The organism is Bacillus sp. FSL R10-2780, from assembly GCF_038006125.1.
GTDB lineage: Bacteria > Bacillota > Bacilli > Bacillales > Bacillaceae_G > Bacillus_A > Bacillus_A cereus_U.
This window is the reverse complement of record NZ_JBBOUQ010000001.1, coordinates 4,643,147-4,664,666: the sequence shown is the minus strand read 5'-3', so window position 1 is coordinate 4,664,666 and position 21,520 is coordinate 4,643,147. Positions and strand designations below refer to the sequence as shown.

Genomic DNA, 21,520 nt, shown 5'->3' with positions numbered 1-21,520 from the left:
TTCTCACAATAACGTTTTTATCTGGAAAATAGTTTACAATGTTATCAAGTTACAAATGATATTCACCTTAAAAAGCGTGCATTTGTGTCTATTTTTTAACAATATAATAAAAACTATTGCCAACTATAAATTAATAGGTTTATATTGTTTTATTGGCATAGTTTCAATCCAAGGAGAAAGGAGATTTTCAATCGTGCAACTAAAGAAAGCATTTTGGAAGTTGGCTTCGCTTCTTCCGTTATCATTAGTTCTGTTCCTCGGTGGCTGTGATAAAAAACTAGCAGTATTAAACCCGCAAGGACCTGTTGCAAAGGCACAGTATGATTTAATTGTTTGGTCATTCTTGCTTATGTCATTAATTATCGCAATTGTATTCATCTTGTTTACAGTCATCTTGATTCGTTATCGTGAAAAACCAGAGAATATGGACTATGAGCCACCTGATCAACACGGTAACACATTATTAGAAATCATTTGGACGATTATTCCTGTTATTATCGTTATCGCATTATCGATTCCAACAGTTAAAGCAACTTATGCTTCGGAAGAGGTTCCGCAAGAGTCCAAACATATTAAACCAGTTGAAATTTATGTTACATCTGCAAACTGGAAATGGTTATTTAGTTACCCGGAGGAAAAAATTGAAACCGTTAACTATTTAAACATCCCAGCTGGTGTACCAATTCAATTTAAACTGACTTCTGTAGGTCCAATGAATGCTTTCTGGGTACCAGAACTTGGTGGTATGAAGTATACAATGGATGGCATGATCATGGACTTATATTTACAAGCTGACAAACCAGGTTCTTACCTAGGTCGTAGCTCGAACTTCTCTGGTGAAGGATTCACTCACATGGAGTTCGAAGTTGAAGCAAAAACAAAAGAAAAGTATGACAAGTGGGTAAAAGAAGTACAAGAAACTGCTCCTAAACTAACAGAAGATAAGTACAACGATATTGTTAAACCTGGTGTAGTTGGTCGTATGACATTCTCTAGTCATCACTTAAGTTATGTAGATCCAAAATCACTTGAATATTGTGATTACAACTACTACAAAAACAAAAAATAATAGCTATTATTCCAACAGATTGGAGTGAACACAGTGAAGCTTGATGAATTTTTTGTCACAGGTGACCCGATTATTTACGGAGCTGACGCATCTATCGTTCTTGTGACATTAGCGATTCTTTTCGTACTAACAAAGTACAAAAAATGGAGATGGCTTTGGGATGAATGGTTAACAACTGTTGACCATAAAAAAATAGGAACCATGTATATTATCTCTGCCGTTATAATGTTATTCCGTGGTGGTATGGACGGTTTAATGATTCGTGCCCAGTTAACATTCCCAGATACAACATATTTAAACGCTGAACACTATAACGGAATCTTTACAACACATGGTACAGTTATGATTCTTTTCATGGCGATGCCATTCGTTCTAGGATTAATGAACGTCGTTGTACCATTACAAATTGGTGCTCGTGACGTTGCATATCCGTTCTTAAATGCTTTAAGTTTCTGGTTATTCTTTATTGGAGCAATGTTATTCAACATCGCTTTCGTAATCGGTGGTTCTCCAGACGCTGGGTGGACTTCTTACTTCCCAATGGCGGGTACAGAGTTTACTCCTGGTGTAGGAAATAACTTCTACGCAATCGCCTTACAGATTTCAGGTCTTGGTACGTTAATGACAGGTATTAACTTCCTAGTTACTATTTTAAAAATGCGTACACCTGGAATGAAATTAATGAAAATGCCAATGTTTACATGGTCTATTTTAATTACATGTGTAATCATTATTTTCGCTTTCCCAGTATTAACAGTAGCTCTTGCATTAATGACATTTGACCGTCTATTTGATGCTCACTTCTTTACGATGGCGAGCGGCGGTATGCCAATGTTATGGGCCAACTTGTTCTGGGTATGGGGTCACCCTGAAGTATATATCGTTATTTTACCGGCATTCGGTATTTTCTCTGAAATCATTAGTACATTCTCACGTAAACGTCTATTCGGTTACAGTGCGATGGTATACTCAATGGTTGCAATTTCTTTACTAAGTTTCGTCGTATGGCTTCATCACTTCTTCACGATGGGTGCAGGTCCAGCGGTTAACTCGTTCTTCTCGATTTCGACAATGGCGATTTCGATTCCAACCGGTGTTAAAATATTTAACTGGTTGTTTACGCTGTATAAAGGACGTATTCGTTTTACAGTTCCAATGCTTTGGTCATTGGCATTTATTCCAAACTTCGTAGTTGGTGGAGTTACAGGGGTTATGCTTGGAATGGCAGCAGCTGATTATCAATACCATAACAGCTACTTCCTAGTCGCTCATTTCCACTACGTATTAATCGCAGGTACAGTATTCGCTATGCTTGCTGGATTCACATTCTGGTATCCAAAAATGACAGGTCATATGCTAAATGAACGCCTTGGTAAATGGACATTCTGGATCTTTATGAGCGGATTTAACATCTGTTTCTTCCCAATGTACTTCCTAGGTTTAGATGGTATGACTCGTCGTATGTACACTTACTCTGAAAGCCTTGGATGGGGTTGGTTGAACCAAATCGCATCTGTCGGCGCAGTAATGATGGGTATCGGATTCGTAATTCTTTGTTACAACGTAATTTGGAGTGCACGTCACGGTGAACGTGACACAACTGGAGATCCATGGGATGGCCGTACACTTGAATGGGCAACTCACTCTCCTGTACAACATTACAACTTCGCGAAACTTCCTGAAATTAAAGAAGCTGATGCTTTCTGGTTCATGAAAAAACGCGGAGAAACAATTACACCAACAGCAGATGAATTAAAACCAATTCACATGCCAAGTAATTCTGGTGTGCCTATTATTATGTCTGCATTCTTCGGTCTTGCAGGTTTTGCATTAGTATTTAGCTGGTTCTGGATTGCAGCAATCGGTGGTATTGGTATTTTAGGTTGCTTAATCTATCGTTCATTCGATTATGATGATGGCTACTACGTAAGCATTGAAGAAATTAAAGAAACAGAACATATAGCATGAGAGGTGAAATGACATGGCGGCTTTAGATAAAAGCTTACCTTTGGAATATCAATCTGAACAAAGCAGATTGAATATCCTAGGATTCTGGATTTTTCTTGGGGCTGAAATTATGCTGTTCGCAACACTTTTCGCCTCTTATCTAGTCCTTGCTGGTCGTACGGCTGATGGCCCAACACCAGCGCAATTGTTTGAAGTTAAAACACTTTTAATTCAAACACTGTTACTTTTAACAAGTAGTTTTACATGTGGTATCGCAATTCACGAAATGCGTAAACACAATCAAAAAGGAATGTTAGCTTGGTTTATCCTGACTTTACTTTTAGGTGCAGGCTTCCTATTCTTTGAAATTGAAGAATTCATTTTGTACGTTGGTGAAGGCGCAACTATTCAAACAAGTGCTTTCTTATCTGCATTCTTCGTTCTTCTTGGAACGCATGGTGCCCACGTAACAGGTGGTATCATTTGGGCAACTTGTGTTATTATCCAAATTTTAAAACGAGGTTTAACACCAGTTACAGCTCGTAAAGTATTTATTATCAGCTTATACTGGCATTTCCTTGATCTTGTTTGGGTCTTTATTTACACACTAGTTTACTTGAACGGGATGGTGGCGTAAATGGATCAAAATAACAATCAAGCAAATGCGCATAGCGGATTCCCATGGTCACACGTTTTCGGATTTATTTTATCGCTTGCACTAACGTTTCTAGCGTTATACGTGGCACTTTACACAAACCTGCCACTTTCAACGATATTAACAACTATCATCATCATGGCAGTTGCGCAAGCGTTATTACAATTAATTATGTTCATGCACTTAAAAGAAGGAGAAGGAAGCATTCAAATTCTTACAATGATATACAGTTTCTTCGTTGCAATTGCAACAGTTGGTCTTACTGTATGGATTTTCTTCTCAATGTAATTTGCATGAAAAGACTGCTGGGATTCCTCAGCAGTCTTTTTTTATTCTCTCCCCTATTACATCCACATTACGGAATTAACAACAAAATCATGAAAAATATACTTATTATGACAAATGTTAAGAAAACTCTTTCTTTATGAAATCGAATCCATACGCGTTGCTTTTCTACCTATTATATGGCTAAATAGGTACTATATTTATTTGAAGGGAGAGAACGCAGTGGAACATCATTCTTCTATTCTATCACTTATGGTTGTCGTCGCAATCGCGTTTTTCGTTCCCCTTTTGTTACAGCGCTTTAAATTAAAAGCACTTCCTGTCGTTGTTGCAGAAATTATCGCAGGAATCTTTGTAGGTAAAAGTGGATTTAACATCATTGAGCCAGATATGTGGCTTCAAGTCTTATCAACACTAGGGTTTATCTTCCTAATGTTTTTAAGTGGTTTAGAAATTGACTTTTCGATCTTTAAGCAAAAAGGGAAAAAGAATACGACAAACGAACCAAACACATTCCAAGCAGCAAGCATTATCTTCTTATTTATTTTCATTTTATCTTATGCCCTATCATTAATATTCGTCTGGCTAGGATTCGTCGACAATGCAATGTTCATGACTTTAATTATTTCAACTATTTCCTTAGGTGTTGTCGTACCAACATTAAAAGAAAATAACTTAGGAAAAACCGCAATCGGGCAAATCATTTTATTAGTCGCTGTTATTGCAGACTTAGTTACAATGATTTTACTCGCTGTATTCGTCGGATTAAATTCCGAAAGTGGCCAAAGCATGTGGCTTCTACTTCTTCTATTCGGTGCTGGTATTGTAATTTACTTTGTCGCAAGACGTTTTAAAAATATTCCATACCTAGAAAGCCTAAAAGCCGGTAGTGTACAAATTGATACACGAGCTGTTTTTGCACTCATCTTAATATTAGTTGGATTATCTGAATCTGTTGGGGCAGAAAATATTTTGGGAGCCTTTTTAGCAGGTGTACTCGTATCTTTATTATCACCAAATGAAGATATGGTTGAAAAGCTTGATTCCATCGGATATGGTTTCTTCATCCCTATTTTCTTCGTAATGGTTGGTGTAAATCTAGAAGTATGGTCTATTTTTAAAGAGCCTTCTAGTATGCTAATGATTCCAATTCTAATTGTGGGACTCTTTATTTCAAAACTGTTGCCATCACTCGTCTTACGAAAATGGTACCCACGTAATATCGTACTCGGAAGTGCTATTTTGTTAACATCAACACTTTCTTTAGTTATTGCCGCTGCACAAATCGGTGAAAAGCTAGGCATCATTAGCCCAAGTTTATCAGCATCTCTTATTTTAAGCGCAGTTATTACTTGTATTTTTGCACCTATATTATTTAACAAGATGTTTCCAAAAGTGGAAACACCAAAACCGAAAGTATCTATTATTGGTGCAAGCAGAATTACCCTTCCGCTATCACTTGATTTAAAACGTGAAGATTATGACGTAACACTATATATGATACGTCATAATAAAATAAATGATGAGGAAGCGAAATCTCATGACTTCCCTATTGTAAAATTAGATGAGATTACTATTCAATCTTTAATGGAGCAAAAAGCTTTCGAAGCAGACCGTATTGTTGTTGCGACAAGTGATGATGAACAAAACTTATTATTAGCAGAACACGCGAAAGAATTAGGTGTTGAACACGTCATCGCAAGTGTAGAAGATCCCCTTCTACAAGAAAAAGCGACTCAAGAACATATCGCTGTATTCTCGACTATTAACTCTACACGTATTTTATTACGTGCACTTATTGATAAACCGAGTCTCGTTCGCTTAATTACAACAGCAAATGAAACAGTACGTGAGGTTGAACTACGAAGTAATAAATATAACGGCTTAGCACTTCGTCGCCTTCCGTTTTTAGGTGATGTACTTGTCATTCAAATTTACCGCGGTAATAAAGCTTTAATACCACATGGTGATACGAAGTTACAACATGGCGATACTTTACTTGTAACGGGTTCAAAAGAACATATTGATACAATGAAAAATATATTAGAGTAGAAAAATGCCCCTCACATAAATGAGGGGCATTTTTTCATTTTCATATGGTAAAATGTTACTATCACGTATTATGGGGATGAATAACATTATGTCTATTTCAACTTTAGCTCTCTTATTATTAGCAGAAGTACTCGTCGCCATTATTCTCATCGGTATTAGCATTGAAATTTGTAGCTACGGATGGAAAAAATCGAATGGAATTAAGTACTTTTGTCTCTTACTTTCACTCCTTCTCGGAACCGCTAGCATACTAGGACTTCTCGTCGCACCCGCATATTTCTTCTTACAACTTATAGAAAAAGGCTTATAAGAAAGGATGATATTATGATTACAGTGAAACATATTGATGCATCTGAAACATACTTATTACGCCAAAAGATTTTGCGTCCCAATCAATCATTAGAATATTGTAAATACGATTCAGATTACGAAATAGACTCCTTCCACTTAGGTGCATTTCTACATGATGAACTTGTTAGCATCGCCTCCTTTTCAAAAGAACTATACCCTGCCTTACAAGCTGGTACCCATTATCGTCTACGAGGAATGGCAACATTACCTAATTTCCGAAACCAGCATGCTGGCACTTCCTTAATCCGTAAAGCTGAACAAGTCCTCCAAGAACGCGAAGCAAATATTCTATGGTGTAATGCCCGAATTACCGTAGCGGATTATTACAAAGGATTAGGTTTCCATGAGCATGGTGAAATCTTCGAGATTGATCCAATAGGACTCCATAAAGTAATGTATAAAGAAATATAAGAAAAGCTTTCTGCATATTGCAGAAAGCTTTTCTTATATTTCATCTTCACTTTTTATTTTTTTCATATATATGTATATAAACAAACTAGGAATTAAAAAGCAAGCAAACATAATAAGTCCTGTTATACTAATTTCCTTTATCGAAATATCCGGTGTTACAATGATACAAATAGCTAAAATCCCAATAACAATCCCTACTGGAATTAATAATAGTTTCATGAAGTAACTACGTGATACCCCCCCCGTATGCTCATATACCTCTACAGAATGTTTTAAATTTAAGAAGTTAATAACTACTATCCCGCCCATAAATATCATTAATAAATCCGAAACACTTTCATAACCTGCCCCTTGCAAGACGTAACGGTAAAAGACAACACCTAGTATGACGATATTTTGTAAGATGAAAGCTAGCCTAATATGTTTTAACCCTTCTATCATTAAACGTTCATCTTTCACAATTTTCACCCTATCACTCCTTTTCCTCCCAAAACAAATCATTCAATGTTTTATCTACCGCATAACAAATTTTCATACATAAATCTAAAGACGGATTGTATTTCCCCTTCTCAATTAAACTAATCGTTTGCCTTGTAACGCCTACTTTTTCTGCTAATTGTTGCTGTGTTAAATCTAACTGAACACGCGCGACTTTTATTTTACTTACAGCCATTCATGTTCCTCCTCTATCTTTATTGTAACATATATATGTCATTAAGTAATTTATACTTTACAAATTCGGTTTAATTTTCACCTTATCCCGCTATTTGTGGGCAGTAAAACTCCCACCTCAAAATTCGGCTGGAGCAAAGAAGTTAGGTGGGAGCCCTGCTGCCCGTAAACGCCCGATTGGTGAAGGCTAATAAGCAGTGGGGATAAACAAAAGCCCCACTGCTTATAGTTTCACTTTATTATACACAAAAAAAGAGCCTCTCATAAGAAGCCCTCTTTCTATATCTATATTATAAGAATAAATGACATCCAAATAAAATTGTAAATAAGTATAGTAACGGATGTACTTCCATCCCTTTTCCCTTCACAATCTTTAAGATTGGATACACTAAAAATCCGATTGCAATTCCATTCGCAATACTAGATGTTAACGGAATACCAACGAAAATTAAAAATGCTGGTAATGCATCTTCAAACTCATCCCAATTAATATCACGAATGCTTTGTGCCATTAAACTCCCTACTATAATTAGTGATGGGGCTGTAATAGCCGCTACATTTGATAAAGAAGCAATAACAGGGCTAAAGAATGCCGTTATAATCGTTAAACAAACTACTACAATACCTGTCAATCCAGTTTTACCACCTGCCGCAATTCCAGCTGACGATTCAATTGTCGCTGCTGTCGGGCTTGTCCCAAAGATAGAACCTGTCGTCCCTCCAATTGCATCTGCAATGAACGCCTTACCAAAGCGCTTTTCAGTGTTATCTGTATTTAAACCTGCTTGTTTAATTAAACCAAGTAACGCACCTGTTGTATCAAATAAAAGTACAAGTAAGAATGAAAAAATAACCCCATATAAACCGTATTGAATTACATCTGAAAATGCATTGATAGGGTTTGAAACAATAATTCCTTCTGGTAAATGTGGCATTGCGACAATGTTATTTTCAAACTTTAATTGCCCTGTAAAGAAAGCAATAATCCCTGTCACAATCATACTAATAAACAATGCACCACTAACACGTAATACCATTAATACCGCCGCTAACACTAAACCAACTATTGTTAAAATAACAGCCGGTGAATGAAAGTCTCCGATTGTAACTAAGTTAGATGGATGGTCAACGATAATACCCGAAAGTCGCAATCCAATAAAAGCAATAAATAATCCGATTCCACCTGCAATTGCATGTTTTAAACTGTCAGGAATTGCGACAATTAGCTTTTTCCTAAACGAGGTGAAAGATAATAAAAGAAAAATAATACCTGTTACAAATACTGCCGAAAACGCAATGACATATGTAATCCCCTCTGCCTGTTGAACAACAGAATAAGCAAAATATGCATTCATTCCCATAGCTGGAGCAATAACAATTGGATAGTTAGCTAAAAACGCCATACATAGCGTTCCAACAACTGTCGCAATAATAGTTGCTGTAAATGCTTGATCAAATGGTACACCTGCATCAGATAATATTTTCGGATTGATGACAAGAATATACGCAAATGTAAAAAAAGTTGTGATGCCAGCTAAAATTTCTTGCTTCACAGAAGTGTTATACTTTTGTAATTGAAACATACTTATGTACCCTTCCTACACTTGAATTATTATCACACATTCTTTTCTTATTAGTATGTGAGAAAATGTAATACTTAATCTTAACAATCAATAAAAAGAAGAGTCAATATATTCTCTAATAGTTAGAATTTTAAGTTTAAGTCTGACAAATACAGATGTAGTACAGTGTATTATGATTATTTTTGTAGCATAACAGATAGAAATGTTTTATAATTTGAAATAGTTAAATATTTAGTGGATTCATTCAAATATTGTTCACTCTACAGGGGGTATTCTTCTTATGCAGCAAACAAACAAATCTGAAAATTTAAACCGTGGCTTAAAACAAAGGCATATTACTTTAATGTCTCTCGGTTCAGCTATTGGCGTTGGACTATTTTTAGGATCAGCTTCCGCTATTAAACTAGCTGGCCCATCTATTTTACTAGGCTATATGATCGCCGGACTCGTTATTTTCTTCATTATGCGCGCACTCGGAGAAATGGCAATTGAACAACCGGTTGCTGGCTCTTTTAGTAAATATGCAAATGATTACATCAGCCCACTAGCTGGGTATATTACAGGCTGGAATTACTGGTTTTTATGGGTTGTTACTTGTATGGCGGAAATTACAGCAGCAGGCATTTACATGCAGTACTGGTTCCCTGATATCCCGCGCTGGACTTGGGCATTACTAGCTCTTTTATTAATGAGTGCTTTCAACTTCTTATCTGTGAAAGTATTTGGAGAACTTGAGTTTTGGTTTGCTCTCATCAAAATTGTCACAATTATCTGTATGATAGTGATTGGCTTTGGTATTATTCTATTCGGATTTGGAAATGGCGGCGTTGCAACTGGTATTTCAAATCTTTGGGAACATGGGGGCTGGTTCCCAAATGGCTTCTCTGGATTATTACTTTCCTTACAAATGGTATTATTCGCTTATTTAGGAGTCGAACTTATCGGAGTTACAGCTGGTGAGGCTCAAAATCCGAAAAAGACACTCGCAAAAGCAATTGATAATGTATTTTGGAGAATTTTAATATTCTACGTTGGAGCTCTATTCGTTATGATGGCAATTTACCCTTGGAACGAACTTGGCGAAAAAGGAAGTCCCTTCGTGCTAACATTCCAGCAAATTGGTATCGCAAAGGCAGCAGGCATTATTAACTTTGTTGTTTTAACAGCAGCTCTTTCATCTTGTAACGGTGGTTTGTTTAGTACAGGCCGTATGCTATTTACATTAGCACAACAAAAGAAAGCACCCGAAAGATTCGGTCGTTTAAATAAAAATGGTATTCCGAGTCAAGGAATTATCGCAACAGCAATCGTGTTACTCGTTGGCGTTATATTAAACTATCTTGTTCCTGCAAAAGTGTTTACATGGTTAACTAGTATTTCAACTTTCGGCGCAATTTGGACTTGGGGTATAATATTAGTCGCTCAAATTAAATTCCGTAAAGGATTACAATCTAATAAAAAGGAAAAACTAACATATAAAATGCCTTTACACCCATTAAGTTCATATTTCTCACTCGGCTTCCTTGTACTTGTACTAGGTATAATGGCTTATTCAGAAGATACACGAATCGCATTAATCGTCGGTCCAATTTGGCTTATTGGCTTGGCTATCGTGTATTACATGAAAGGGTTCCATAAACTTGATGAATCATCTAATTCAAAAATTAGTTAAATCCACGATCTCTTCCTACTTTACTAGGGAGAGATTTTTTCATTATTCACACAAATATTTCTCAATCTAATTAACGTTATCTTTACACTATTTAATATTTTCTATCTTTATTTTTACAGAAAAATAAATTACATTATTAAAGCACATATATTTATTATTAGGGGGATTCTTCTATGAAGAATAAAAAATGGGTTCAATTTTCTTTAGCAACAGCAATTACAATCAGTTTAGGAAGCGCTTATGTTCCATCTACTTATGCCGAAAGCTCTGTAGATCCAGCTCCTGAAATTGCTGCGAAAATTGCAAATCAAAACAATGGGAAAAAAGTATTATTCGATAATACGCACGGTCAAACTGCCGGGACAGCTGACTGGGTTATTGATGGCGGTTTTTCTGATTTCGGAAATGGCATTGCCCAAAACGGATATCATGTAAAAGAACTTCGTAAATCAGCACCTATTACATACGAAGATTTAAAAAACTACAATGTGTTTATCGTTCCAGAAGCCAATATTCCTTACAAAAAATCTGAACAAGATGCAATGTTACAATACGTAAAAAATGGCGGAAGTATCTTCTTCATTGCCGATCATTATAATGCAGATCGTAATAAAAACCGCTGGGACTCCTCAGAAGTGTTCAATGGCTATAGACGCGGTGCATGGGATAATCCAGCAAAAGGCATGTCTAGTGACGAAGTAAATTCACAGGCTATGCAAGGAGTCGAAAGCTCTGATTGGCTATCCGATAATTTCGGTATTCGTTTCCGCTATAACGCACTTGGTGATGTTTCAGCTAAAAATATTGTCTCACCTGCACAATCATTCGGAATTACAACTGGCGTTTCATCTGTAGCAATGCATGCCGGCTCTACTCTTGCGATTACAAATCCAAAACTAGCGAAAGGCCTTGTATATCTTCCAGAAAATCCATCAAAATGGAATAACGCTGTTGATAGCGGCGTTTATAACGGTGGTGGCGTTGCAGAGGGTCCTTATGCTGCTATTTCGAAAGTTGGCCTTGGAAAAGCAGCCTTTATTGGTGATTCTTCTCCTGTTGAAGATGCTACGCCAAAATATGTTCGTGAAGATTCAGGTCAATCAAAGAAAACTTATGATGGTTATAAAGAAGAAAACGATGCTGTTCTATTAGAAAACATCGTGAATTGGTTAGCGAAGCAAGAAACATTTACAAGCTTAGATCAAGTGAGTGGTTTACAGCTTGATGCACCTACAGCTCTACAAACATTTGAACAACCAAGTTTATCAACAGAACCACAACCAGAACCTTGGAGCGCACCAAGTCAAGGTTACCAGTGGTTCAATACAAATACTTTCAAACCAGGTTCATACGGCTATAACGGTGCATTGACAACGAGTGATTACGTAATTACGCACCCTAGCATTCTACCAAACAATGAGGTGTTCCAACTGAAGATTCAAGTAAATAACTTATTACCAAATACAACGTACAATAATTATTCTTTAGGTATCTTCACAACTGGCGGAACACAGGTGGCAAAAGTTCAAAATACAAATGGCACTTGGCCATCTTCTTTCGGATATAGCAGTGCATTCTCTTTCATCACAAATAACCAAGGATCTGCTGAAAAAATTGTGAATGTACAACTTGATCCAAATACAACTGGACAAGCAACACTTCGTCTACGTCAAAATACGACAGCGAAATATAGTGAAACTGTAACGATTGGTAAGAAGTAAAGTACAGTAAAAGGCAATCCACATATGGATTGCCTTTTTTTTCACTTCTCTTCTTTTGAGAAAAACATTCTTGAAATAACGATACCTATACTACCAACGATTAAGAATAACACCGCCCTAATCATCATCGACACCTCTGGTAAATCGAGAAGGAATAACTTCCCTACTGTTACTACTAATACGACTAATCCAGCATATAATATTTCGTTCATCTGTCTATAACGGCCAAACCAAACTGCAAATAACGCATATACCATCCATAATAACGATACAGATACGCTAATTATACTTCCATCTGTAGAAAGAACTTCACCGATTCTAGTAATTGTAATAAATACAATGACCATTAACGAGTAGAGCGCTATCGAATAAACATATTTACCAAAACTCGCTAACACTTCTTTCGCTTGTCTCATGCAATAATAGAACGTTCCTATCAAAATAATATGAGCGACAAATCCTGCCGAAATGAAATGATCAAACGGGCTAAAAATCGTCTGCACCATTCCAATCGCATAAATCGTTGCACTTACATATAATTTAATATTTTGCTTTACTTTAATAGCAGTAACCATACCAAGGAAACCTTGTAACAATAATACGATTGCTGCATTCACCAAACTGTACTCGTATAAAATCGCTAAACTAAATGACCCCATTGCAAAGCCAAATATTAGATTTGTAAATACAGAATGTTTATTCTTCCTATATTCAAGTGCGAACATAACAACATGCACGAATGCACTTATAACTAATCCCCACGTTGTAAATTCAGGAATTTGAGAAATGGCTAAAATAAAGAAAACTGCATTCGCACTAAATATCGCCAACCTTGCTTCTTGTATAAAACTTCTCTCCGAAAACATATGCCAAAATAATAGTAAATGAATTACGCCGTATACAACTGTTAACTGTACTTGCACATTCTCTACTAATATTGACATAACAGCAAAGAAGACAAATAGGACAATTGCCGCCACAACATAAGAAATCATATACAAGTACTTATAACGGTTTCTCAATGCATACCATAATAGACTAATTGTTAATATCGTCTCATAACTAAAGAAAATATACGTATTAGGAGTCGTACTATTTAACAAGAAAGGAACAAAAAATGCTCCTACCGCCACGAAAATAGCGAGATATTCCGATCTATATCTTTTCGCTAAATAAATCCCTGAAATAACCCATATAATGTTGCAAATAAACGCAATACTTGCAGGAATAAATTCATATAAATAATGTGCCGCAAACGTTGTTAAAACAATTCCCGTAATACTTCCTCCAGCTAATACTAACCCTAACGCTTGCCGCTTTCTTTTAATTTGTATATCTCCTACATAATACAAACCGGCAGATAGTACGATGCCAAACACAACCCGTATCGCTGGTGTTAACAATCCGGCATTTACCCCTGCTTTAAATAACCAAATAACGCCAAGTAGCATAATACCGACAAATATGCGTGGTAACCATGTTTGACAAAACTTTATAATATTAAATGGTTCTGGTTTAAATACAGATATATCTACTTGTTTCACCTCTGGCTCTTGCATGGACTCCCTCTTCTTAACAACATCTTTTTGTAACTTTTCATTACTTACTGCTTCAATATATTCTTTCTTTTCCTTATTAACATTTTGTTGAACTTTATCTACTTCTATTTTTCTTTGTTTCGCTTTCAATTCATAAAGTGTCTCTTGCATCGTTTCAATTGCCGTTTCGAGCGCTTCTATTTTCTTATTTAAATCCTCCTTCATACAATCCCCCCTCATCATCGATTTTTCACTTGACCTATATATTACCAATTACCTTTATCATACTCTTAGTCTATTCATTTTCAATACTATTTTTCCCAAAAAAGAAAGGTGTTTTCCCAAATAGGAAAACACCTCTTACTTATTTCTTCTTATTTATAGCAATACTAACAATTACACCGAGGCAGACACCTACAAATGCCGGAACAATCCAAGCTACACCTTCTGAATAAAACGGAAGCATTTTTAGTAGTGGTGTCCATTTATTCATCAGTACACTTTTGTTTAAAACATCAATCGCACTAAATGCCGCTACGAGCCCAATCGTTACCGAATATACGTATACATACTTCCCAATATACTTATGGAATAACCCTAAAATAATAAGCGTTAGTGCAACTGGATAAATAAATCCAAGAATCGGTACCGATACTTTTAAAATTTGCGTTAATCCTAAATTAGCTAAAACCATACTAACAAAACTTAATATAAATGCCCAAGCTTTATAAGATACTTTCGGAAATACACTTGCGAAAAATTGACTACACGACGTAACAAGTCCGATTGAAACGCATAGACAAGCGACAGTAAAAATAAGGCCTAATAAAACTAACCCACCTTGTCCAAATAATGTCGTCATAACTTGTGCTAACACTTTCGCACCGTTATCAAATGTACCCAATGAACCACTAATTGAACCAACATATCCAAGAATGACATAAATAATAGATAATAAAAGCCCTGCTCCAATACCAGCAATACTCATATATTTCGCTAAACCTTTATCATCCTCTACACCTTTTGCACGCAGAGCATTTGCAATAACAATCCCAAAGATTAAAGCCGCTAATGCATCCATCGTTAAATAACCATCTAAAAATCCTTGAAACATAGGAGCTTGTCCATAATTTCCTGTAGGCTCTTTCACACCGCCTACTGATGTAAACATACTTTTTATAAATATAATGGCAATCATACATAATAATAAAGGCTTTAACACCTTTCCAAACAAGCCCATTAATTTGGACGGAGATAAACTTAACCAGTAAACAATGCTAAAGAAAATAGCCGTGTACAATAACAAAACTACGCTACCCGCTTCTGGGAACAACTGACCTGGTCCCATTTCAAAAGCTAAACTTCCTGCACGTGGTATACCAAGACCTGGTCCAATAAATAAGTACACAATACATGGGAAAATAATTGCAAATGAAGAATGAACCCTGCCCGCTAACGTTTGAAAGCTCCCTGCTTTCGCAATAGCGATAACACCTAATATCGGAAGCCCTGTTGCTGACATAATAAAACCTAGCAATGCAATCCACACATGCTCTCCCGCTTCGTATCCAAGGAAAGGTGGGAATATAAGATTTCCCGCTCCAAAGAACATAGAGAATAACATAAGACTAATAAGCAAAATTTCTTTTTTCTGTAACAATTTCATTTCTTTCTCCTTCTTCAATTTCATCTCGCATGAGATCTATTCCACACGTAGGAAAAACGCGATAATCCGCTTCCTTACAAAGAAAACATAGTCCATAGTCTACCACAAAAGAAACACCCATTCTATATCTACTTCCCTTTTCCAATTTCTTCTGAAAAATCAACCTTTATTGACTTTTAATAGTTAATAAAGTAAAATATTAAATATACAAAACTATTAACTTTGTTTTTTGTTTGTGTCAGGAGGAAAAATCACATGGAATCAACGATGCAACTAGAAAGAGAACAACAAAGAAAAAAGAAACATCCTCCCGGTTTATACTTACTCTTCTTTACAGAAATGTGGGAAAGGTTTAGTTACTATGGATTACGAGGATTATTAACATTATATTTAACAACAGCTTTAGTAAGTGGTGGTCTTGGGTTTAGTCCCGCTTGGGCACTCTCTATTTACGGATTTTATACTGGTGCTTGTTATTTCACACCATTGATCGGTGGATACTTAACAGACCGTTTTCTAGGTAAACGAAAAGCCATCACAATTGGTGGTATAACAATGGCAATCGGTAACCTTACACTATTTGCCTTGCAAAACCAAGCCGGTCTATACCTCGGATTAGCGCTTATTATTATCGGTAATGGATTCTTCAAACCGAATATCTCTACACTTGTTGGAGAATTATACGAAGAGCACGATCCAAAACGTGATAGTGCATTTACAATATTCTATATGGGTATTAACGTCGGTTCATTTTTAGCTCCACTCGTTTGCGGATTTTTATCAGAAAATTTATTTAAAACAACAGTGGACGGTGTTGTTCATTACGGATTCCGTTACGGTTTCTTAGCCGCTTCAATCGGAATGATCATTGGACAAATTTTATTTACAACACTATCAAATCGCTTCCTTGGTGATATCGGTAAAAAACCAACTCGCGATTTGCAAACGGCTGCTGGACAACAAACAGTAGGAAATACACCGTTAACAAAAAAAGAAAAACAACGTACAACAGTTATCGTCATTTTAACATGCTTTGTTGTCTTCTTCTGGGCTGGATTTGAACAAGCTGGTAGTTCGTTAACATTATATACAAACAAATTTGTAGACCGCTCTGTGTTCGGATGGGAAGTTCCAACATCTTGGTTCCAATCGGTCAATCCGTTATTTATTATTTTACTTGCTCCAGTCATTTCAACATTATGGGCAAAACTTGCAACTAGAAAAAATGGGGATTTAAAAATCCCAACAAAAATGGGACTTGGTATGATCCTACTCGGTATCGGTTATATCATTCTTGTTATCGCTACATTAAAAACAGGTAGTGATGAACATAACATTACAGAAAAAGCAAACTTACTATTTATCGTCTTTACGTATCTTTTCCATACGTTAGGTGAGTTATTCTTATCACCTGTTGGACTATCAATGGTTAGCGCACTTGCTCCAGTAAAACTTGCTTCTTTATTAATGGGAGTATGGCTAGCAAGCTCAGGAATCGCCAACATTATAGGCGGACAGCTTGCAAGCTTCACAACTTCACTTGGATATGCTGAAGTATTTACAGTAATCGGAGCTGCAGCAATTATTTTAGGTTGTGTTTTATTATTAATTTCTAAGAAATTAGTGAAATGGATGGATTAAAAAAGATGAGGAAAAATTCCTCATCTTTTTTTTATGCTTTTTTACCTTTTTCTATTGCTTGTTCATACAGATTTTTGTACTCTTTATATTCACTTGGCACGAAGTTTTTATAGAAAAATGAAAGCCAGCTATCTCCTTTTTTATATCCTTCTTCTCGGATTTCTGCTGCCTTTTTATTTGATTTAAATCCTTCCGTAAACCATTTCTTTAATGATTCGTGTTTTTCATACTTAGCAGGAACTTTCAAATCATAATTTTCAAATGCATATGTATATCCAGCTTTTTTCGCCATTTTTTGGGCAGACTTATATCCTGTTTCATACGCGGTTTCATATGCTTTCACATATGTATCCTTTTCAGTATTTCCAGGTTTCTTTTCAGCTAATTCTTTACCAGCCTTTTCACCAAGTTCCGCTTGTTCTTTTTCAATCTTTTCGGTTCTCTCTTTATTACCTACTTGGAAACCTTCTGCAAAGTTCACCTTAAACTCAGGAGTAATTTGACTATCGTCCATTGCCTCTTGTGCTAACCCTTGATCTTTACCTTTTTCAAAATGTGCTTTTTTCTGTTCTTCTAAAGACCATGCCGCAGCATAAGTAGTTGTAAATACTTGTTTATATGCATCTGACTTTCCAGCTACATGTCCTTCTGCATTGTTTTTTCCTGCTTTAAAATCTGTCTCACCGTTTTTTTGCCCTTCAGCTTGTCCCTTTTCAGCCTCAGCTTTACGCTGCGCTTCCTCTGCCTTACGTGCTTCTTCTGCTTTGCGTTGTTCTTCTGCAGCACGCTGTCTCTCTTCCTCTGCTTTACGCTGTGCTTCTGCAGCACGTTGTTTTTCTGCCTCCGCATTGTGCTGTGCTTCTGCTTGTCTTTCAGCTTCTACAGCACCATTATTATTTTGGCTAGGGGCTGGACTCGTTGTACCACTACTAGAAGCTGGTTTATTGTGATAATGATATTCCCCGTACTGCAATCCCCATTTTTCACAATTTGTACGACACGTATGTCCACCATTAGCATCTGTACGTCCTGGATGTGCATAAGCAGAAATTGGCGCTACCAATAACGCTACGCTTGTTGTTAAAAGAAGTTTTTTTACTTGCTGTTTCACTTTTGTTCCTCCCAAAATCTAGAATCATTACTTTATTATACAAAAATAGAAAAATACTTAAATACCAACTAAAATATTCTTTTGTTTCTTAACATTGGATAAAAAAAGAAGGTTCACTCTTTAAAGAGTGAACCTTCTTTTTTCTTTATTTCTTCGCCTTTGTTCCTACTAGATCACCCGTAATAACAAAACGCTTAGAATTATCCTTAACAGATACACATGTAATAAGTGTTATCTCATCTTTCCCATGATCCTCTACAACTTCCCATTTATCAGGAGTCACTTCAGATACACCGGTAACAGTATACTCATACTCATTTGCATTGTCATACAAATAAATTTTATCGTTCTTCTTTAAAGTTGATACATCACTAAATAAAACACCTTTTTTTGACATATTATGCCCTGCAAGCGCATAATTCCCCTGTCCCATTACTTGATTTTCTCTTACAGTTGCCGCACCTGACAATAAATTCTTTTCAGTCGACGCTTTTAAAACAGGAAGTTCTAATGAGATGCTCGGAATTGAAATACGACCGATTACTTGTTTTTTATCTAACGATGCACTCGCTACTTCTGCCAAGTCTGGTTGATTAATTTTTGAAGCATCTACAAATTCCGTGTCGTGCTTTTCATATTCCATCTTTTGAACAGCTTGTACATTCGCTGTCTGTTTCGTCTCTGCCTTATATCCATCATAAAATGGCTTTCCGATTAATACACCACCTACAACAAATAGAAGGATTGCTACTATACTATAAATTCTTTGCTTATTCATATACAATTCCTTTCCGTTACAAAATCTTACTCTATATAAAATGATAAGACAATATTGCTATATGTACAAGTGTAAGCTGAAAAAGAACCCTTCTTGCTAATGCAAGAAGGGTTCTTTTTAGACTAATTTATTTCTGTATAGGGATACGTGGAAGACTGTCATTTGAATAAAGAAAATACCAAATGCAATATATAGCGGATACCCTGGAATATATAAATTAACAATAGGAGAAAGAGTTAAAAATCCAACTGCACAAGGTAACACATACCATAACGAAACAAAAGTTGTTCGACAAGCTTTCTCCGTAATCGCTTTTTCACGTTCATCTTCTAACGGAAACAATAATGGATACATCCAAAAGGATAAATTCTTGTATTTTTTCTTTTGCATTCTATAAAAAATTGTAACTATAATAGCTCCAATAAATAATAAAACGAATGGTACTCCATTAAACCATACTTCAAATGGGAATTTCTCGTTTTTAATTATATCTGCGAGCTCTGTGACCACATTATAAAGTTCAACAAATGTCCAGCATGCTAGCGCCGTATAAAGTACATTTACGATATAAGAAAAACCAATTCTATTCATCCTCTTCCCCCTCCTTATTTAAAACAAACACATCTTCCATCTTTAACTCGAATACATCACAAATCGTCAATGCTAGTAACAATGAAGGAACGTAATCCCCTTTTTCAATTGCAGCGATCGTTTGTCTCGTCACCCCAACCTTTTCTGCTAATACACTTTGCGAAAAATTAAAGCGAGCTCTTAATTCCTTCACCCTGTTTAAAATGGTCATTTTTACCACCTCTTACCATTATTGTATGCTACTCTTAACAAAATGTAAACTCAACTTAACATTATTTTTACAAAAAAAATCCAACTTTACGTATTGTAAAGTTGGATTACGTTTTAGTTTAAAATTGTAACTTTAACATTTTTTCTGCCCCAATTACTAGACGAAGCTTTATCCGGCATTAAAACATCGATTTTGTGACCTTTAATCGCGCCACCAGTATCTGCTGCAATTGCAATTCCATAACCTTCAACATTTACAGTAGATCCTAATGGAATAACAGATGGATCCACCGCAATTAATTTCATTCCTGGATTTGCAGTTAAGTTATAAGGCTTACCGCCCGGTCCCCATGCAGAATATACTTGTTGACCTGCTGCATAACCATTTTCAGATGGATCTGCTGTATAAGCTGTTGCGTGTACATACATTTCTTTTCCGCCAGCAGTTACCTTAGGTTGTTCAGGCTCTACTTTCGAATTATTATTAGCAACTGGTTCAGCTGGTTTATTAGCTTTTTCTTGCTTTTGCTTTTCAGCAACTTCCGCTTGCGCTTTCGCTAAAGCTTCTTGCTCAGCCTTTGCAGCTGCTTCAGCTTTTGCGCGCTCTTCCGCTGCAATTCTTGCTGCTTCTTGTTCACGAGCGATTGTTTCTTGTACTGCCTTCATATTTGATTCAATTTTAGCCTTTTCTTCTGCTGCTAAATTAAGTTGGCTTGCAACCTGATTATATTTAGCTTGAACTGTTTGTAAGTTATCTTGACGTTTTTTCAAGTTATCTTGCAAATCAGCTTGTGCTTTTGCTAATTTTTGTTTATCTACTACTAAAGATGCTTCTTTTTCGTCAATCTCTTTTTTATCTTCTTCAATTTGACGAAGATCTTGTTCTTGTAGACGTAAAATTTCTTTATCTGCATCTAAAATTGTAGATACCGCATTCATACGTTGTATGAAATCAGCAAAGTTTTTTGATTCTACAACAACTTCTACTACTAAACTCGTATTTGAGCTATTTTGAACAGAAACCATACGTTTTTTCATAATATCCTTACGAGCAAGGACTTTATCTTCTAAAACGACAATTTCGTTCTTTTTTTGTTCAATCTGCTTATGTGTTTCATCGATTTTACGTTGAATAGCAGATTGATCCTCTTTATTTTTTGCAATTGTATTATTTAAATTATGTAGTTCATTTTCGATACCTTGAATTTCTTTACTAACAGCTTGCTTCTCTTGCTCTTTCTTCTGCATATCTGCATCGTTTTGCTGCAATTGCTGTTGCATGTTGTTAAGTTTCTCGTCGTTTGACTCTGCTTTTACAGCGACTGTACTAGAAAGAACGATAATTCCTGCTAATACTAGACTACTGATTCGCTTAAAATAGTTCATAATCCGACTCCCTTCTTATACAGTTATACATGATTTATTTTACAGTTTGTTTACAGAACCATTAAATACAGTTTATTTTTCATGACAAAAAAAAGGGAATTATGAATAAAATGTAATAGATTCTTAAATATTTAACAATTCCTATATTTAAAAATTATAAAAGATGCTAAAATCCAAATAT

General features: G+C 35.9%; 20 protein-coding genes. 10 read left to right on the top strand and 10 right to left on the bottom strand.

Features of this window, described 5'->3' with window-relative positions:
• Positions 1 to 193 precede the first annotated feature (193 nt).
• The 7 genes from NSQ47_RS24145 to NSQ47_RS24115 all read left to right on the top strand — a co-directional run bounded on the left by NSQ47_RS24145 (position 194) and on the right by NSQ47_RS24115 (position 6,770).
• A complete protein-coding gene (locus NSQ47_RS24145; protein WP_002159258.1) occupies positions 194 to 1,069 on the top strand; it encodes a cytochrome aa3 quinol oxidase subunit II in 876 nt (291 codons plus the stop codon).
• A 33-nt stretch (positions 1,070 to 1,102) separates the two neighbouring features.
• On the top strand, positions 1,103 to 3,037 hold the full coding sequence (gene qoxB, locus NSQ47_RS24140; protein WP_002159259.1) for a cytochrome aa3 quinol oxidase subunit I: 1,935 nt from the start codon (positions 1,103 to 1,105) through the stop codon (positions 3,035 to 3,037).
• Positions 3,038 to 3,050: 13 nt separating this feature from the next.
• Positions 3,051 to 3,653 (top strand): cytochrome aa3 quinol oxidase subunit III, encoded by a 603-nt coding sequence (gene qoxC / locus NSQ47_RS24135; protein ID WP_002029841.1) that lies wholly within the window; start codon positions 3,051 to 3,053, stop codon positions 3,651 to 3,653.
• On the top strand, positions 3,654 to 3,959 hold the full coding sequence (gene qoxD, locus NSQ47_RS24130) for a cytochrome aa3 quinol oxidase subunit IV (protein ID WP_002159260.1): 306 nt from the start codon (positions 3,654 to 3,656) through the stop codon (positions 3,957 to 3,959).
• A 219-nt stretch (positions 3,960 to 4,178) separates the two neighbouring features.
• Positions 4,179 to 6,008, top strand: coding sequence for a monovalent cation:proton antiporter family protein (locus tag NSQ47_RS24125; protein WP_341038132.1), 1,830 nt, complete (start codon positions 4,179 to 4,181; stop codon positions 6,006 to 6,008).
• Positions 6,009 to 6,027: 19 nt separating this feature from the next.
• Complete coding sequence (locus tag NSQ47_RS24120) at positions 6,028 to 6,318, top strand: DUF4022 family protein (RefSeq protein ID WP_016103565.1); 291 nt, start codon at positions 6,028 to 6,030, stop codon at positions 6,316 to 6,318.
• Between the two features lie 14 nt (positions 6,319 to 6,332).
• Positions 6,333 to 6,770 (top strand): GNAT family N-acetyltransferase, encoded by a 438-nt coding sequence (locus NSQ47_RS24115; protein ID WP_341038131.1) that lies wholly within the window; start codon positions 6,333 to 6,335, stop codon positions 6,768 to 6,770.
• 33 nt (positions 6,771 to 6,803) lie between these two features.
• On the opposite strand, the gene NSQ47_RS24110 is transcribed toward NSQ47_RS24115, so the two are convergent.
• The 3 genes from NSQ47_RS24110 to NSQ47_RS24100 all read right to left on the bottom strand — a co-directional run bounded on the left by NSQ47_RS24110 (position 6,804) and on the right by NSQ47_RS24100 (position 9,025).
• Positions 6,804 to 7,238 (bottom strand): hypothetical protein, encoded by a 435-nt coding sequence (locus NSQ47_RS24110; RefSeq protein WP_341038129.1) that lies wholly within the window; start codon positions 7,236 to 7,238, stop codon positions 6,804 to 6,806.
• Between the two features lie 4 nt (positions 7,239 to 7,242).
• Complete coding sequence (locus NSQ47_RS24105) at positions 7,243 to 7,443, bottom strand: helix-turn-helix transcriptional regulator (protein WP_016103563.1); 201 nt, start codon at positions 7,441 to 7,443, stop codon at positions 7,243 to 7,245.
• Between the two features lie 289 nt (positions 7,444 to 7,732).
• Complete coding sequence (locus NSQ47_RS24100) at positions 7,733 to 9,025, bottom strand: NCS2 family permease (RefSeq protein WP_341038128.1); 1,293 nt, start codon at positions 9,023 to 9,025, stop codon at positions 7,733 to 7,735.
• Positions 9,026 to 9,305: 280 nt separating this feature from the next.
• Here NSQ47_RS24100 and NSQ47_RS24095 point away from each other — a divergent pair, with 280 nt between their 5' ends.
• Both NSQ47_RS24095 and NSQ47_RS24090 read left to right on the top strand, forming a co-directional pair.
• On the top strand, positions 9,306 to 10,697 hold the full coding sequence (locus NSQ47_RS24095) for an amino acid permease (protein ID WP_078173807.1): 1,392 nt from the start codon (positions 9,306 to 9,308) through the stop codon (positions 10,695 to 10,697).
• Between the two features lie 173 nt (positions 10,698 to 10,870).
• Positions 10,871 to 12,418, top strand: coding sequence for a DNA-binding protein (locus tag NSQ47_RS24090; RefSeq protein WP_341038127.1), 1,548 nt, complete (start codon positions 10,871 to 10,873; stop codon positions 12,416 to 12,418).
• A gap of 41 nt (positions 12,419 to 12,459) precedes the next feature.
• On the opposite strand, the gene NSQ47_RS24085 is transcribed toward NSQ47_RS24090, so the two are convergent.
• Entirely contained in the window at positions 12,460 to 14,181 is a 1,722-nt protein-coding gene (locus NSQ47_RS24085; protein ID WP_341038126.1) for a DUF2339 domain-containing protein, read from the bottom strand.
• A 139-nt stretch (positions 14,182 to 14,320) separates the two neighbouring features.
• Positions 14,321 to 15,622, bottom strand: coding sequence for a branched-chain amino acid transport system II carrier protein BrnQ1 (gene brnQ1, locus NSQ47_RS24080; protein WP_341038125.1), 1,302 nt, complete (start codon positions 15,620 to 15,622; stop codon positions 14,321 to 14,323).
• A 255-nt stretch (positions 15,623 to 15,877) separates the two neighbouring features.
• Between brnQ1 and NSQ47_RS24075 the strand changes: the two genes are divergently transcribed.
• On the top strand, positions 15,878 to 17,263 hold the full coding sequence (locus NSQ47_RS24075; protein ID WP_078173811.1) for a peptide MFS transporter: 1,386 nt from the start codon (positions 15,878 to 15,880) through the stop codon (positions 17,261 to 17,263).
• A gap of 31 nt (positions 17,264 to 17,294) precedes the next feature.
• Here the strand turns inward: NSQ47_RS24075 and NSQ47_RS24070 are convergent, their stop codons facing one another.
• The 5 genes from NSQ47_RS24070 to NSQ47_RS24050 all read right to left on the bottom strand — a co-directional run bounded on the left by NSQ47_RS24070 (position 17,295) and on the right by NSQ47_RS24050 (position 21,339).
• Positions 17,295 to 18,374 (bottom strand): YHYH domain-containing protein, encoded by a 1,080-nt coding sequence (locus tag NSQ47_RS24070; protein WP_341038124.1) that lies wholly within the window; start codon positions 18,372 to 18,374, stop codon positions 17,295 to 17,297.
• Positions 18,375 to 18,519: 145 nt separating this feature from the next.
• Positions 18,520 to 19,152 (bottom strand): class A sortase, encoded by a 633-nt coding sequence (locus NSQ47_RS24065; protein ID WP_131231995.1) that lies wholly within the window; start codon positions 19,150 to 19,152, stop codon positions 18,520 to 18,522.
• A 117-nt stretch (positions 19,153 to 19,269) separates the two neighbouring features.
• Complete coding sequence (locus tag NSQ47_RS24060; RefSeq protein WP_131231994.1) at positions 19,270 to 19,743, bottom strand: DUF2178 domain-containing protein; 474 nt, start codon at positions 19,741 to 19,743, stop codon at positions 19,270 to 19,272.
• Complete coding sequence (locus tag NSQ47_RS24055) at positions 19,736 to 19,954, bottom strand: helix-turn-helix transcriptional regulator (RefSeq protein ID WP_000154009.1); 219 nt, start codon at positions 19,952 to 19,954, stop codon at positions 19,736 to 19,738. The genes NSQ47_RS24060 and NSQ47_RS24055 overlap by 8 nt, the downstream gene beginning before the upstream one ends.
• 113 nt (positions 19,955 to 20,067) lie before the next feature.
• Positions 20,068 to 21,339, bottom strand: coding sequence for a 3D domain-containing protein (locus NSQ47_RS24050; protein WP_341038123.1), 1,272 nt, complete (start codon positions 21,337 to 21,339; stop codon positions 20,068 to 20,070).
• Positions 21,340 to 21,520 lie beyond the last annotated feature (181 nt).